This window comes from Candidatus Nanopelagicus limnes, from assembly GCF_002287885.2.
In the GTDB taxonomy this organism is placed as follows: domain Bacteria; phylum Actinomycetota; class Actinomycetes; order Nanopelagicales; family Nanopelagicaceae; genus Nanopelagicus; species Nanopelagicus limnae.
The window spans coordinates 712,412-726,093 of record NZ_CP016768.2 but is presented as its reverse complement, the minus strand read 5'-3'; the positions used below and the strand labels follow the sequence as shown (position 1 = coordinate 726,093).

Here is a 13,682-nt window from a genome sequence, read left to right as displayed (position 1 = left end):
AACCAGTAAGTTTTAACCATGATAAACCGCGGCAATCTCATCGCTTTGCGCAAAATAGAAGATCAACGCTTTTTAGAAACTCATAAAAAAAGCGGTGAATTATTTGCAATAGCTAAAGATTCGATGCCAAATGGTGTTCCCATGTCTTGGATGTCTAAGTGGCCTGGTGCCTATCCAGTGTTTGTGGCGGAAGCAAAGGGTGCAAGTTTTGTTGATGTAGATGGCAATACATATATTGATTTTTGTTTAGGAGATACCGGATCAATGACCGGGCACTCACCTGAGGCAACCGTGGCTGCAATTAGAGAGCAAGTAGGTCGAGGACTATCAGTAATGTTGCCTACAAAGGATGCAGCAGATGTTTCAACTGAATTAACTAAGAGGTTTGGAGTTCCGCTTTGGCAATTCACAGTCTCAGCAACTGATGCAAATCGTCATGTAATTCGCTATTCCAGATTGATTACTAAGAAATCTAAAATTATTGTAATTGATCGCTGCTACCACGGTAGCGTGGATGAAACCTTTGCAACCTTAGATGCTTCTGGAAAAACTGTCTCCAGAGAGGGCAATATTGGAGCTCCAATTGAATTAGATAAAACAACTCGGGTAGTGCCTTTTAATGATTTAGATGCAATGAAAAAAGCATTACAAAAAAATGATGTTGCAGCAATTTTGATGGAACCAGCAATGACTAATGTTGGAATTGTGCTGCCAGTGGAGGGATATTTAAAGGCTGTTGAAAAACTTGCAAGAGAGTTTGGCGCAAAATTAATTATTGATGAAACACATACGATTTCAGTTGGTCCTGGTGGAATGACCGCACAACTTGGGTTACAACCTGATTTTCTAACAATTGGCAAAGCGATTGGCGGCGGTTTCCCAACGGGAGCATTTGGTATGAGTGCTGAGATTGCGAAAGAAATTAAATCCCAAGTTGAACTTGAGGTGATTGATACCGGTGGGGTTGGTGGCACATTAGCTGCAAATGCACTCTCCCTTGCTGCGATGAGAGCCACGCTTACAAAAGTTTTAACTGAGGAAAACTTTGAAAAGATGATCAAATTGGGCACTAGGTGGGCCGATGGTGTTGAAAAAGTAATTGAAAAATATAAACTTCCATGGAGTGTAAATCGATTAGGGGCAAGGGCGGAGTACATGTTTAGTGCTAAGTCACCGACAACTGGCAGAGAAGCTGCTGACGCTGGTGATTTTGAATTAGAGCAGTACATCCACCTTAGAATGCTAAATGATGGGTTTTTGATAACACCGTTTCATAACATGGCTTTGATTTCACCAGACACAACTGCTGCCGATGTTGATGCCCATACTCAGGCTTTCGACAAAATGTGTGGTGAATTAATTGGCTAACTCAATATTTAAGTTAAAAGATGGCAGAGATTACGACTACATTGCGAATAATGTAGAGAGTAAATCAGCAATTCTTTTTCATCATGGCACGCCAGGTGATTGCACAGTTTGGTCCTCCTGGGTATCTGGGCTATCAACAGTTAGAGCTATTGCTGCCAGTAGACCTGGTTACGGTTTAAGCAGTAGACGTCGTGGCCGTAATGTTGCATCTGATATTGATAACAACTCTGAGTTACTTGATCATTTTGGTATAGAAAAGTTTATTTCAATTGGATGGTCTGGCGGGGGACCGCATGCATTAAATATGACTAGACATCCTAAAAACTTCGGTGCAATTACCTTGGCCGGTGTAGGTGAGTGGGGAAATGATGATCTTGATTTTCTTGCAGGTATGGGCCCAGAAAATCATGAAGAGTTTGGAGCAGCTTTAGCTGGTGAAACTGAAATTGAAAACTGGATGATTAAGTACTCGCCTGCTTTTAAAGCTGTTACTGGCGCAGATTTGATCACCTCTTTTGGTGGGCTTATTGGGGATGCTGACAAAAAAGCACTGACACCTGCAGTTGCAGAGGAAGATGCTGCCTGCTACCGCAGAGCCTTATCTATGGGTTACTACGGCTGGCAAGATGATGATCTAGCTTTTGTGCAATCTTTTGGATTTGAGTTAAGCAAAATAGATAAGCCTGTTCTTGTATGGCAAGGTGATGATGATTTTATGGTGCCGCGCGAACATAGTAATTGGCTTGCTAAACACATTCCAACTGCAGAATTAAATTTTGTTCCGGGGCATGGGCATATTTCATTGGTGCAAAGTTATCGGCAAGAAATCATCAACCAAGCTTTAAACTTACTGAACTCTTAATGCAATCTGAAATTAAACTTCTACCAATTCCACAAGCTTTAGATTTTGCTAATCAGCCACTGAGCTGGAGTATAAAACTGTGGGGAGAAGGTAAATCCGAATTTTCAGCTCAAGATTGGCATGATTTTTATGAAAGATCTGAGTCTGCCAATTATGAATGTTGGGATCACAATGGCACCGATCAAGAATTGCTTTTTATGGCAATTAGAGAAATTGATGGAAAGTCAGAGGTGGTTGCTTCTATTGCCTTATGTGATTTTGATGATTTAGAGGAGTTTCGAAAATTCAAACCTTGGGTCGCGGCCTTTATTGTTCGGGAAGATTTACGGGGCCAAGGCGTTGGGGAAAAAGTATTAAAACTAATTGAAGCTAAGGCAATTGCTTTCGGAATCAAATTGGTTTATCTCTGGACTGAAGGTGAGCGTGAGTTTTATGCGAAACGAGGATACGAGTACTTAGAGAGTTTAAATAAAGAGAATAGAAGGATTGATTTAATGCAGAAAAGGCTAGTGCTTTAATACTTATCTAAAGGCTGCGATTCCAGTTAAAGCCTGACCAAGCACCAGCATATGAATCTCATGAGTTCCTTCATAGGTTAAAACTGTCTCTAGATTGCTCATGTGTCTAAAAATTGAATACTCAGAGGTGATGCCAGCACCGCCAAGAATTGAGCGAGCACTTCTTGCGATTTCAAGTGCAGCATTTACGTTGTGAAACTTACCCATACTGATCTGTTCTGGCTGAATTTTTTCAGCATCCTTTAAATCTGCAAGGTGATACGCAAGCAACATCGAGGTAGTGATTTTGGTTGCCATATCGGCAAACTTTGCTTGAGTTAATTGATGCTTTGAGATCGGACCATCAAATTGCTCGCGAGTAGTGGCATAAGCAAGTGAAACTTCAAAACAATCACGAGCAGCACCTACTGTGCCGAAAATAATTCCGTATCTCGCTTCGGCCAAACATAGAAGTGGAGCACGCAAACTTGTTGCTTCTGGCAAACGATAAGAATCAGGAACTCGCATGTCATTAAAGACTAATTCAGAGGTTATGGATGCTCTGAGGGAGAGCTTATGTTTAATTGGATTAATTACTATGCCAGCAGTTTTAGTTGGCACACAGAATCCTCTGATGCCTTCATCGGTTTGTGCCCAGATGATTGCTACATCGGCAACGCTGCCATTTGTAATCCACATTTTTGAACCATTGATTATCCAGTCAGATCCATCTTTTTTAGCAAAGGTCGCCATACCAGATGGGTTTGATCCATGATCTGCTTCAGTTAACCCAAAACAACCAATTGCTTCACCCTTTGCCATTTTTGGCAACCATTCTTGCTTTTGGGCTTCACTTCCAAATTTATAAATAGCGAACATTGCAAGTGAGCCCTGAACAGAAACTAAAGATCTAAGTCCAGAATCAACCGCTTCTAATTCAAGACAGGCAAGGCCATAAGACATTGCGTCCGTTCCAGCACAACCATAATTTTTAAGATGCATGCCAAGAACGCCAATACCACCTAGTGCTTTTGCTAATTCACGGGCGGGAAGTTGTCCATCTTCATACCAGGTTGCAATATTTGGCTTTAACTCTTTTGCAGCAAAATCTCTAACAACAGTTTGAATAGCTTTTTGTTCCTCAGTTAGACGTGATTCAACCTGCATCAATACAAGTGGGTGAATTGGGGCTGCAGCTGGCTTGCTCATGCGTAAAGTCTACCGACCGCATTTCTTAAGTCGAAACTTTTCACTGCAATATCTACCTCTTTGGTGATAAATCTCATTTTAAACAATGTTGTACTCAGGCCTTAACTGACCTGAAGTGAGGAATCGGTCAGCACTTAGTTGCTCTATCTTCACAAAAGGTTGTTTATTCAAATAGAGATCACGCAAGATTTCCCCGATTGCAGGCCCCTGTAAAAAACCATGACCACTAAAACCTGTTGCATAAAAGAATCTTGAAATCTTTTTAAACTCACCAAGAATTGCATTATGGTCAGGTGTTACCTCATAGAGACCTGCCCAACCTTTACCAATTCCTAGATCCATAAGTCTTGGCGCTCTGTTGGCCGCGATAGCGCCTAACTTCTCCAAGAAGTTTGGATCACGTTTTAAATCAAAGCCAGCTGGTATGGATTTATCTGAAAATCCCATCAATAAACCTTTTCCTTCGCGGTGCCAGTACAAGGAGGTTGAGTAATCAATTGTCATTGGCATATTTGCAGGTAAGTCAGCGAAAGATTCACTTAATGCTTCAGTAATTACCAACTCACGCTTGTATGGTGTTACGGGTAAATCTAGTCCAACCATCGAACCTATTTGTGGCGACCAAGCTCCCGCACAATTTATAACAGTGCTAGTTCTTACTTCCCCAGCAGAGGTAGTTACTGCAGTTATTTCATCCCCATTTAATTTAATTCCAGTTACTTGCGTATTTGTTAAGACGGTTGCGCCAAGTTTTTTGGCTCCACCTGCATATCCAAGAACCACAGATTCTGGAGTGCAGTGTCCATCATTTGGGGTAAATGAGGCTGCTAATAAATCAGATGTATTTAACAAAGGTGAGATCTTTCCGGCCTCTCCCGGAGTTAGCATCCTTGATTCAACATTAAACTGGTTATGAATTTTGGTAGATTTTTCGAAAAGATCAACATCTTCTTGCTTAGTTAGTGCGAATAGATAACCTGAGCGATGTAGATCAATCTCATAACCTGGCCGAGATTTAAAATCAGCAAAGAGATCCAAAGATCTAGCACCTAATGCAACATTGAATTCATCTGAGAAGTTGGCCCGCACACCACCTGCAGCCTTTGAAGTTGAGCCGCTGGCTAACTCATTTTTCTCGCAGAGTAGAACTGAAACTCCTGCTTCAGCTAAATGAAAAGCAGCAGATGCACCCATAACACCGCCACCAACAATTACTACATCTACTTGGTCGGGCAGAGCCATTATTAGATCTTTAGAACGAAGTTTGGATCATGCTTTATTTCAATTAGATCCATTTGCGCTTTCTGCAATTTGTTAGACCAATCCCAATTCATAGATTGCCATCTTGTGAATTGATCAAGCACCCAAATTCCACTTTGGCGTGATCCGTTACCGCTTAAGCCGTTTCCACCAAATGGAAGGTGTGCCTCAGCGCCGGAGGTTGAATTATTTATCGAAACCATTCCAGCAGAGATTCCTTCTCTAAAACGCCAAACATTTTGTGGATCATTTGTATAGATCGCAGAGGAAAGGCCATAGCCGTGACCATTAGCTAGATCTATCGCTTCATCAAGTGTTGAGAATTTTCCAACTGTTACAAGAGGACCAAAGGTTTCAGTTGAATAAAGCTCATCATTTTTAGTAATTCCAGCGACAATCACTGGATGAGCAAAGACACCTTTATCTGGATCGCCAACAAATCCCTTGCGCGGATTAGCGGCTGTGATGCGTCCAGTAGAAGTGGATCCAAGAACTTTATGATGACTCTGCACCATCTTCAGGTGGGTTAAGTGATTATCTAGGTATTTTTGACTAATCATGGGTCCAAACAAAACATCTTTAAATGGATCACCAACAGCAGCATTTTCAACTAGCGCTACAAATTTTGCTAGCACGCTGTCATAAATTGATTCATGAATCCAAAGTGTGCCTAGCGAAGTACAGCGTTGACCAGCAGTACCAAAGCCAGCAAACAATGCACCATCAAGTGCTAGATCAATATTGGCATCTGGCATAACAACCATGGGATTCTTGCCGCCAAGCTCAAGACAAGCACTTTGAATGTACTCACCAGCTTTTGCGCCAATCTTTCTGCCAACTTCAGTAGATCCAGTGAAACCCACCTTATTTATTACACCTTCTTTTAAGCCAGACTCTAGAGCTGCAAATGTTTGACCTCCATCTGCAATAACTGTCATCAAAATATCTTTTGGAACTCCGCCGGCGTGGAAAATTGCAGTCAAAGCATTTGCTACAGCTGGGGTAAATTCTGATGGCTTCCAAACTACTGAGTTTCCAGATAATAAAGCTGGAACGATGTACCAAGATGGCACTGCGGTTGGAAAATTTCCTGCCGTAATGATAAATACATTTCCAATTGGCATTCTAAAAGTAAATAGATTCTTATTCTGCATCTCACTTGGCACTGTTTGACCGTATAAACGACGGCCCTCACCTAGGAAGAAATCACAGGTATCAACTACCTCTTGAACTTCACCTAATGCTTCGCTGTAAACCTTTCCCATTTCTTTGGTAATCAATTTTGCTAGCGCTTCTTTATTACTCTCAACTAACCGACCAACATTTGCAATTATTCGACCACGAGTTGGGGCTGGAAGTTTTGCCCAACCTTTTTGTGCATTTTTTGCAGTTCGTAGAACTGTAAGGATTTCAGCTGCAGTGGCCTCTGGAACTGTTGCGATTACTTCATTGGTATCTGATGGATTAGTTGATGTGAACATAGAGGCATTCTCTCCTAGATAAGCAAAATTGGAAAATGCCGATATGGTTTGAACATGGAAGGCTCAACACGGACCGTTGCCGCAGTAATTTTAGATTTATTGGCGAATGAAGGCGTAAAGAAAGCTTTTGGCATACCCGGTGTCCACAATCTAGGTTTTTGGAACGCTTTGTCTAAAGATCGACCAGAAATAGTCAGCGTGCGCCACGAACAAAGCTGTGTTTATGCCGCCGATGGATTGGCAAGAGCAACTGGAAAATTATCTGTAGCGATAACTACAACTGGACCAGGGGCCGCAAATACTTTGGGTGCATTTGGAGAAGCTGCAATTTCGGGTTCACATCTTTTATTAATCTCATCCGAAGCACCGATTAAAAATCGATCTGCTGATGGCGCAAGGGGAATTTTGCATGAGATGGATGATCAAAGTGCTCTTTTTACTCCATTGGCTAAGCGAATCAAGATTGGAAATGAAGATTTAGTTCTAGCAAAAAGCTGTAAATCGGCAGAGGATGCTGTCGCAACAGTTGTGGACTTTCTTCAATTTCTTTCCGTAGCACCAGCTGGTGTTGGTTACATCGGAGTGCCATCTGATGTTTTAAATCAAGAGTTCAATCAAGCAGTACCAGATTTGAGTGATAAAGCAGTTGCCTACCTTGCCCAAGAGAAAAATAGAGAAATTAATTTTAATCTTGCTAAAGATTTGCTGGCTGGTGTTAACAAAATTGGAATTTGGGCAGGCGGGGGCGCAACTAATGTAAGTGGTGAGATAGCAGCCCTGGCTGATCATTTAAGCGCGCCAATCTTTACCTCCTTTGCAGGACGTGGTGTGGGTGCAGTGAGTAAGAACTATTTGAATATCCCTATTCATGAAACTGAAGCCGAGCAGTTATTGGCAGAGTGTGAAGCTTTACTGATTTTTGGCTCACAACTAGATGGAATGAATACAAAAAATTGGAGTATTAAGTTTCCCAAAAAGATTCTTTTAGTTGATGCCAATCCAAAGATTGCATTGCGCAATGTTTCAGCTGATCTAGTACTTCAGACATCAGATATTTCATCAGTCATCACAGCGCTTAAATCAATACCAGCAAGGAGTAGTTGGGCGGAAGTTTCTGAAATTTCCACTCAAGCACGTAAACGAATTGCCGCAAGTGATAAAGGAAAAGCAGGAATGGCCTTAGTTACTGCGATTGAAAAGAGTTGGCCAAGTGAGAATTACATTGTTTGCGACATGGCAATCTCAGGATATTGGACAGGTGTTTACCTGCAAGCAAAACGTGCGCGACAAATCTCTTACCCAGTTGGTTGGGGCACATTAGGTTTTGGCTTACCTGCAAGCCTTGGTCCATCTTCAGCAGGTGTTGCCACACTAGTAATTTGTGGTGACGGGGGAATTGCATTTGGTTTGGGTGAATTAGCAACGGTGGCTCAGGAGCAATTGCCGCTGACTATTTTGCTACATGATGATGGTGGTTATGGAATGTTGCGCTTTGATCAACAAGTAATGAAACATCCAGAACGCGGAGTAAATCTCTATAATCCTGATTGGCAGGTTTTAGCTAAGTCGTTTGGTATTGAATTTATCCAAACCAATCTTGCAGAGTTGTCAGAGGTTTTAGCCAAACGTTCAGTCAACAGCACCCCCGGAATTGTTTTAATTCAAGACCCAATTTACCCACCAAAAAGTACAAGTCCAAGGTGGAGTGAGAAGTAGTAAATTACTTAGTAAGACCTGCTGAAATAATTAAGTAATAAATAGTAAAAATCACTGAAGCCCATAAAAAGCCAGTCCACCAACTCATGCTCAGCTTAAGTTTATAAGTTTCCCAATTTACCTTTGTTAAATTCTTATCAGCTCTGACCTTATTGCGATAGGAAATAATCATGTAGGCAGAGACCAATATTGCCCAAAAAAACATAAAACCAGAACGCATTGTCATAGTTTACCCATACGGGCATTGATGTGACCATTTACATCTGACGAATGAGCCAATTCCTATCTACACTAGGGGTTATGGCACTTGCACAAACTCCTTTTGTTTCAGCTGAGCAAATAAACGCCTTGTGTTCATATGAACAAATAATTGAAAATCAACGCCAAGTATTCAAGAACTTTTATTTAAATGAAGCAGTCATGGGACCAAGAGCCATTTTATCGCAGGGAGAAAATGCCCAGTTCTCCTATATTGCCCGAGCTTCAAAAGATGGTCCAACAATTGTTAAGTTCGGAACAGTTGTGCCGAGTAATGCCGGTAGAGATATTCCAGTAGTACAAACCACTGTCTCTGTAATTGATGCAATCACCGGTAGCGTTAAATTGTTTTTAGATGGTGAAGCGGTAACTAAATGGCGAACAGTATGTGCAAGCATGGCAGCAGCAAAAGAGTTAGCAAATCCTGTTAAAAAAATCGCAGTTATTGGAATGGGCCATCAGGGAACTGCTCATGCGATAGCTGCGAAACACATCTTTAAACCTGAGCAGATTATTGGTATTGATAAAGATGTTAAAAAAAATGAATCAGGCATTGATCTAACACAGGATATTAAAGCCGCATATGGTTGTGACCTAATTTTCATTTGCACAAACTCTCAAGATCCAGTGATTAATTCTGCGTTAAATTCTGGTTCCACCTGCATTTCTATTGGCTCATTTGCGCCCAATCGACTTGAAGTATCAGTTGAAGCACTCTCCAAGGCTGATAAGGTTTTTGGTGATGATTCCAAAACTATTTCAGAACAATCTGGTTCAGTGGTTAAAACGCTGGAAAATACAAAGCGCAATTGGGATCAAGCACAATCTATTGGTGGCGTTTATGCTCAAAAACTTATTGGTAGAGAAAACAAGGAACAGGTTATTTATTATTTCTCAGTCGGACTTGGCATCCAAGATGCAGCTTTGGCTGAATTTATCCTCGCGAATGGAAAATTCTAGAATGACACGGGGGATTTAAGTGCGTAGTGAAGAGGCTAAATCCCTGCTTAAGAAAAATTGGGGAATAGATGGAGAAATTTCATCACTACCCGGTGAACGAGATATAAATTTTAAAGTATCTGGCAAAACAAGCTACGTCTTAAAGATTTATCCAAAAGTGGATTCAACCTTGAAGAGCAGATTGAATCTGCAAAACAAGGTTTTAAAGTTCTTGGAAGAGAAGAAAGTGAATACCTCTCCATTTGTGGTGCCAACAAAAAATAAGAAATTGTTAATCAATCCAAGCACGGGTTCAGCCGCTAGAGTCCTTACCTTTCATGAAGGTTTGGCTTGGGGTGCTAAGAATGAGCATTCTGGTGAGGAAATCGAGCAACTAGGTCGATTAATTGCCACAGTGGATAAAAATCTAAATCAATTGAAAATTAGTAAAGAAGAGCGAAAATCACTTAACACTCCTTTCATTTGGAATATGTTGCAAGCAGAATCATTGCTTTCTTGGAGTTCAAAAATCTCAGATGCAAATTCCAGAAAGGTAGTTGAGGCTACGTTAAGTAATTATAAAAAGAATGTTTTGCCTAAGCTTAAGAAAATGCCGATGCAGGTTATTCATAATGATGGAAATGATTACAACATAATTGAAAATGGCGAGAAATTAGTGCTTATTGATTTTGGTGACATGATTTTTGCTCCTAAAGTAGTTGGCGCAGCTGTTGCCGCAGCTTATGTTGGATTGAAATCTGATGATCCTCTAAAGCAGATATCTCAATTCATTCGTGGATATCACAGCGTTTATCCGCTGTCTTTAGAGGAAATAGCAATACTGATTGAGTTAGTTAAGGTGCGATTAGCTTCAAGTGTGGCCAATGCTGCCCTTCAAAGAGGTAATAATCCAGATAATGATTACCTATCAATTTCCCAAAACGATGTGCCTAGATGCCTAGATGCTTTAGATAAATTTGATACCAACTTTGCACTCTTCAGGCTACGAAATGCTATTGGGCTTGAGGCAAATCCAAATGCAAAACCGATTAGAGATTATTTGTTATCAGTTAAGCCTGCCAATCTTTTGGAGAAATCATTCTCTGATTTAAAACGGGTATATATAAATTGGTCATTTGATAACCCAGAGATACCTCGCTCCACTAAGGCGATTGAAGATTTAATGGCTAAGACTGGGGCAGATGTAACTATTGGTTACTACTGTGAGAATCGAAATGTTTATCAGGGTGAGGCATTTAATCCAGCTGCTGCTAGTGCAAGAACCTTTCACTTAGGCGTTGATGTTGGCATGCCAGCTGGCACACCAATTTTTGCTCCGTTAGATGGTGTGATTGAAATTTTCAATAACAATGCAACACATCTTGATTATGGACCGGTTGTTATTTTGCGACATAAGACAGATAAAGGAATTCCTTTCTGGACTCTCTATGGGCATCTTTCAATTGATTCCATGCCCGATTGGAAAATAGGCAAGGAGATAAAGGCTGGTGGATTAATTGGCCGTATGGGTAAAGAGGAAGAAAATGTTGGCTGGCCTCCTCATACACATTTCCAGTTATTAACTGATCTTTGTGGCATGGGCATCGATATTTATGGAGTTGCGCCCAGGGATGAGATTGCACTTTGGCGCGGTATTTCCCTGAACCCAAATCTAGTTTTAGGAATTGAAAGCGGTACTGACGCTCATGCAAAAATTTCACCAGCAAGCATTAGAAGTGATCGACGTGTTGTTATCTCTCAAAATCTCTCACTTAACTTTAAAAACCCAATAAATATAGTTTCGGGATCAGGTGCTTACCTATTTGATGAAAAGGGCAAGAGTTACTTAGATCTAGTCAATAACGTTGCACATGTAGGACACAGCCATCCACGAGTAGTAGCCGCCGCAGCCTCGCAAATGTCACTACTAAACACCAATACTAGATATTTACATCAAAGCGTCGTTGAGTATGGCAAAGCTATTACTAGCACCATGCCAGATCCACTCTCCGTAATTTTCTTTGTTAATAGTGGTAGTGAGGCAAATGATTTAGCAATCCGATTGGCAAGAGCGCACACAAAATCAAAAGGCGTTGTAGCTCTTCGTCATGGCTACCATGGCCACACCCAATCAGTGGTGGAGATAAGTCCATATAAATTCTTAGGTAAAGGTGGGGAAGGTGCGCCTTCACATGTTGCAGTTGCTGAGTTGCCTGACCTATTCCGTGGTAAATACACCGGTAAAGGTGCTACTGAAAAATACTTAAGTAATTTAAAGAAAAGTATCTCTTCCTTAAAGCAACCGATCTCAGCATTTTTTGCCGAATCAATTGTTAGTACCGCTGGCCAAATAGTTCTACCACCAGGTTATTTAGCAGCTGCTTTTAAAATGGTGCGATCAGCTGGTGGCCTTTGCGTTAGTGATGAGGTTCAAATTGGTATGGGCCGAGTTGGCGATAAATTCTGGGGTTTTGAATTACATGATGTGGTGCCAGATATTGTCACTCTTGGTAAACCACTTGGTAATGGTCATCCATTAGCAGCTGTGGTTACAACACCTGAGGTTGCAGCATCATTTAACAATGGCATGGAGTACTTCAATACATTTGGTGGAAACCCAGTAAGTTCTGCAATTGGCCAAGCAGTTCTTGAGGTCATTTATGACCAAAGATTGCAGTTAAATGCAAAAAATGTTGGTCAGTATCTAAGGGATGGGGTTAGCTCATTAGCTAAAGATCATTCGATTATTGCTGATGTGCGGGGAAGTGGTTTGTTTATCGGTGTTGAAATGATGCGAGATAAAAACATACCAGCAACAAGTGAGGTTGCTGATTTAATGGAGTTTGCTCTAAATAAAGGAGTATTACTTTCTTGCGATGGCCCAGATAACAATGTGCTCAAGATTAAGCCACCATTGATTCTTGCTAAATCTGATGTGGACCATCTGCTAAATGTATTTTCTGACTGGTTGGGCAAAAAATGAAACCGCCATTAACAGGAATAAAGATTGCTGATTTTTCAAGAGTTTTAGCTGGCCCTTATGCAACGATGTTATTGGCTGATCTTGGCGCGCAGGTAATTAAGGTGGAACGACCTTTAGTTGGCGATGACACCAGAGGTTGGGGGCCACCATTTGATAAGGATGGAAATTCAACATATTTTTTATCGGTAAACCGAAATAAAGAGGGTTTGGAGTTGGATTTAGCTGAGGAATCAGATCAACAAGCTGCCTTGGATCTAATTAATTCTTGTGATGTTGTGGTCGAAAACTTTGGACCAGGTGGCATGGAGAAGTACAACCTTGGTTACTCAAAGTTAATTGGAAATAATCCAAAATTAATTTACTGCTCAATCTCAGGATTTGGCACCTCTGAAAAGGCTGCATTACTTCCTGGTTATGATCTTTTATTGCAAGGAATGAGCGGATTAATGAGTATTACCGGCAGTGATGAAAGTAATCCTTCCAAAGTTGGAGTAGCTCTAGTTGATGTGATTACTGGATTACATGCAGTTGTTGGAATTCTGGCAGCACTTCGCGCACGAGATGAACAAGGTATTGGGCAAAAGGTTGAATTAAATTTACTGTCATCAACTTTATCGGCATTAGTTAACCAAGCATCCGCCTATATCTCAGCTGGCGTAATTCCAAAGGCGATGGGTAATGCCCATCCATCAATTGCGCCATACCAAGTATTTGATGCAAAGGATAAGAAATTCATCGTAGCCGTGGGCAGTGATCCACAATTCGTTAAGTTTGCTGGCGTGATCTCATCAGATCTAATTGGTGATAAACGGTTTGCAACTAATCAATTACGAGTTGAAAATCGAGATGAGTTAAATAGCAAACTATCAGTCATCTTTTCAACAAAGACAGCCGATCATTGGATTAGCACCCTAGCCAAGGTGAATATTCCAGCAGGAGCGATTAACAACATCAAAGAAGCATTTGATCTAGCTCAATCTGTAGGGCTTAAATCAGTTGTTGAGGTGGATGGAGTTAAATCTGTTGCCAATCCAATTACATTTAGTAAAACTCCGGTTGAATATCGTTTGGCTCCACCTAATCTAAAAGGATAGTTGCGCTAGCCTTAT

11 protein-coding genes are annotated in these 13,682 nt (G+C 41.0%); 7 read left to right on the top strand and 4 right to left on the bottom strand.

The features are described from left to right. Positions 1-18 precede the first annotated feature (18 nt). Genes B1s21122_RS03630 through B1s21122_RS03620 form a run of 3 tightly spaced genes read left to right on the top strand, consistent with a single transcriptional unit; the run spans position 19 to position 2,748 of the window. Positions 19-1,368 carry a transaminase gene (locus B1s21122_RS03630; RefSeq protein ID WP_095680588.1) on the top strand — a complete coding sequence of 450 codons (1,350 nt, stop codon included), beginning with the start codon at positions 19-21 and terminating at the stop codon, positions 1,366-1,368. Continuing rightward, entirely contained in the window at positions 1,361-2,230 is an 870-nt protein-coding gene (locus B1s21122_RS03625; protein WP_095680589.1) for an alpha/beta fold hydrolase, read from the top strand. Before B1s21122_RS03630 ends, B1s21122_RS03625 begins: the two co-directional genes overlap by 8 nt. Next, positions 2,230-2,748, top strand: a complete 519-nt coding sequence (locus B1s21122_RS03620) for a GNAT family N-acetyltransferase (RefSeq protein WP_095680590.1) — start codon at positions 2,230-2,232, stop codon at positions 2,746-2,748. Before B1s21122_RS03625 ends, B1s21122_RS03620 begins: the two co-directional genes overlap by 1 nt. Before the next feature lie 3 nt (positions 2,749-2,751). Here the strand turns inward: B1s21122_RS03620 and B1s21122_RS03615 are convergent, their stop codons facing one another. The 3 genes from B1s21122_RS03615 to B1s21122_RS03605 all read right to left on the bottom strand — a co-directional run bounded on the left by B1s21122_RS03615 (position 2,752) and on the right by B1s21122_RS03605 (position 6,677). After that, positions 2,752-3,936, bottom strand: coding sequence for an acyl-CoA dehydrogenase family protein (locus tag B1s21122_RS03615; protein ID WP_095680591.1), 1,185 nt, complete (start codon positions 3,934-3,936; stop codon positions 2,752-2,754). A gap of 78 nt (positions 3,937-4,014) precedes the next feature. Continuing rightward, positions 4,015-5,178 (bottom strand): NAD(P)/FAD-dependent oxidoreductase, encoded by a 1,164-nt coding sequence (locus B1s21122_RS03610; RefSeq protein ID WP_095680592.1) that lies wholly within the window; start codon positions 5,176-5,178, stop codon positions 4,015-4,017. 2 nt (positions 5,179-5,180) lie between these two features. Next, entirely contained in the window at positions 5,181-6,677 is a 1,497-nt protein-coding gene (locus B1s21122_RS03605) for an aldehyde dehydrogenase family protein (protein WP_095680593.1), read from the bottom strand. A gap of 54 nt (positions 6,678-6,731) precedes the next feature. Here B1s21122_RS03605 and B1s21122_RS03600 point away from each other — a divergent pair, with 54 nt between their 5' ends. Continuing rightward, positions 6,732-8,393: a thiamine pyrophosphate-binding protein gene (locus B1s21122_RS03600; RefSeq protein ID WP_095680594.1), complete on the top strand. Its 1,662-nt coding sequence runs from the start codon at positions 6,732-6,734 to the stop codon at positions 8,391-8,393. 4 nt (positions 8,394-8,397) lie between these two features. Here B1s21122_RS03600 and B1s21122_RS03595 read toward each other — a convergent pair whose 3' ends face one another. Beyond that, positions 8,398-8,613 (bottom strand): hypothetical protein, encoded by a 216-nt coding sequence (locus B1s21122_RS03595; protein ID WP_095681239.1) that lies wholly within the window; start codon positions 8,611-8,613, stop codon positions 8,398-8,400. 80 nt (positions 8,614-8,693) lie between these two features. Here B1s21122_RS03595 and B1s21122_RS03590 point away from each other — a divergent pair, with 80 nt between their 5' ends. From B1s21122_RS03590 to B1s21122_RS03580, 3 genes are read left to right on the top strand one after another with little or no spacing between them, the layout of a single operon-like run. Next, positions 8,694-9,611 carry an ornithine cyclodeaminase gene (locus B1s21122_RS03590; RefSeq protein WP_095680595.1) on the top strand — a complete coding sequence of 306 codons (918 nt, stop codon included), beginning with the start codon at positions 8,694-8,696 and terminating at the stop codon, positions 9,609-9,611. 19 nt (positions 9,612-9,630) lie between these two features. Beyond that, entirely contained in the window at positions 9,631-12,573 is a 2,943-nt protein-coding gene (locus tag B1s21122_RS03585; protein ID WP_095680596.1) for an aminotransferase class III-fold pyridoxal phosphate-dependent enzyme, read from the top strand. Next, complete coding sequence (locus B1s21122_RS03580) at positions 12,570-13,667, top strand: CaiB/BaiF CoA transferase family protein (RefSeq protein ID WP_095680597.1); 1,098 nt, start codon at positions 12,570-12,572, stop codon at positions 13,665-13,667. Before B1s21122_RS03585 ends, B1s21122_RS03580 begins: the two co-directional genes overlap by 4 nt. Positions 13,668-13,682: the final 15 nt, after the last annotated feature.

What these genes read in the sequence shown, in the direction of transcription:
- B1s21122_RS03630 (WP_095680588.1), top strand. Translation starts at nt 19, where the DNA reads ATGATAAACCGCGGCAATCTCATCGCTTTGCGCAAAATAGAAGATCAA.
- B1s21122_RS03620 (WP_095680590.1), top strand. Translation starts at nt 2,230, where the DNA reads ATGCAATCTGAAATTAAACTTCTACCAATTCCACAAGCTTTAGATTTT.
- B1s21122_RS03615 (WP_095680591.1), bottom strand. Translation starts at nt 3,936, where the DNA reads ATGAGCAAGCCAGCTGCAGCCCCAATTCACCCACTTGTATTGATGCAG.
- B1s21122_RS03610 (WP_095680592.1), bottom strand. Translation starts at nt 5,178, where the DNA reads ATGGCTCTGCCCGACCAAGTAGATGTAGTAATTGTTGGTGGCGGTGTT.
- B1s21122_RS03605 (WP_095680593.1), bottom strand. Translation starts at nt 6,677, where the DNA reads ATGTTCACATCAACTAATCCATCAGATACCAATGAAGTAATCGCAACA.
- B1s21122_RS03600 (WP_095680594.1), top strand. Translation starts at nt 6,732, where the DNA reads ATGGAAGGCTCAACACGGACCGTTGCCGCAGTAATTTTAGATTTATTG.
- B1s21122_RS03595 (WP_095681239.1), bottom strand. Translation starts at nt 8,613, where the DNA reads ATGCGTTCTGGTTTTATGTTTTTTTGGGCAATATTGGTCTCTGCCTAC.
- B1s21122_RS03590 (WP_095680595.1), top strand. Translation starts at nt 8,694, where the DNA reads ATGGCACTTGCACAAACTCCTTTTGTTTCAGCTGAGCAAATAAACGCC.
- B1s21122_RS03580 (WP_095680597.1), top strand. Translation starts at nt 12,570, where the DNA reads ATGAAACCGCCATTAACAGGAATAAAGATTGCTGATTTTTCAAGAGTT.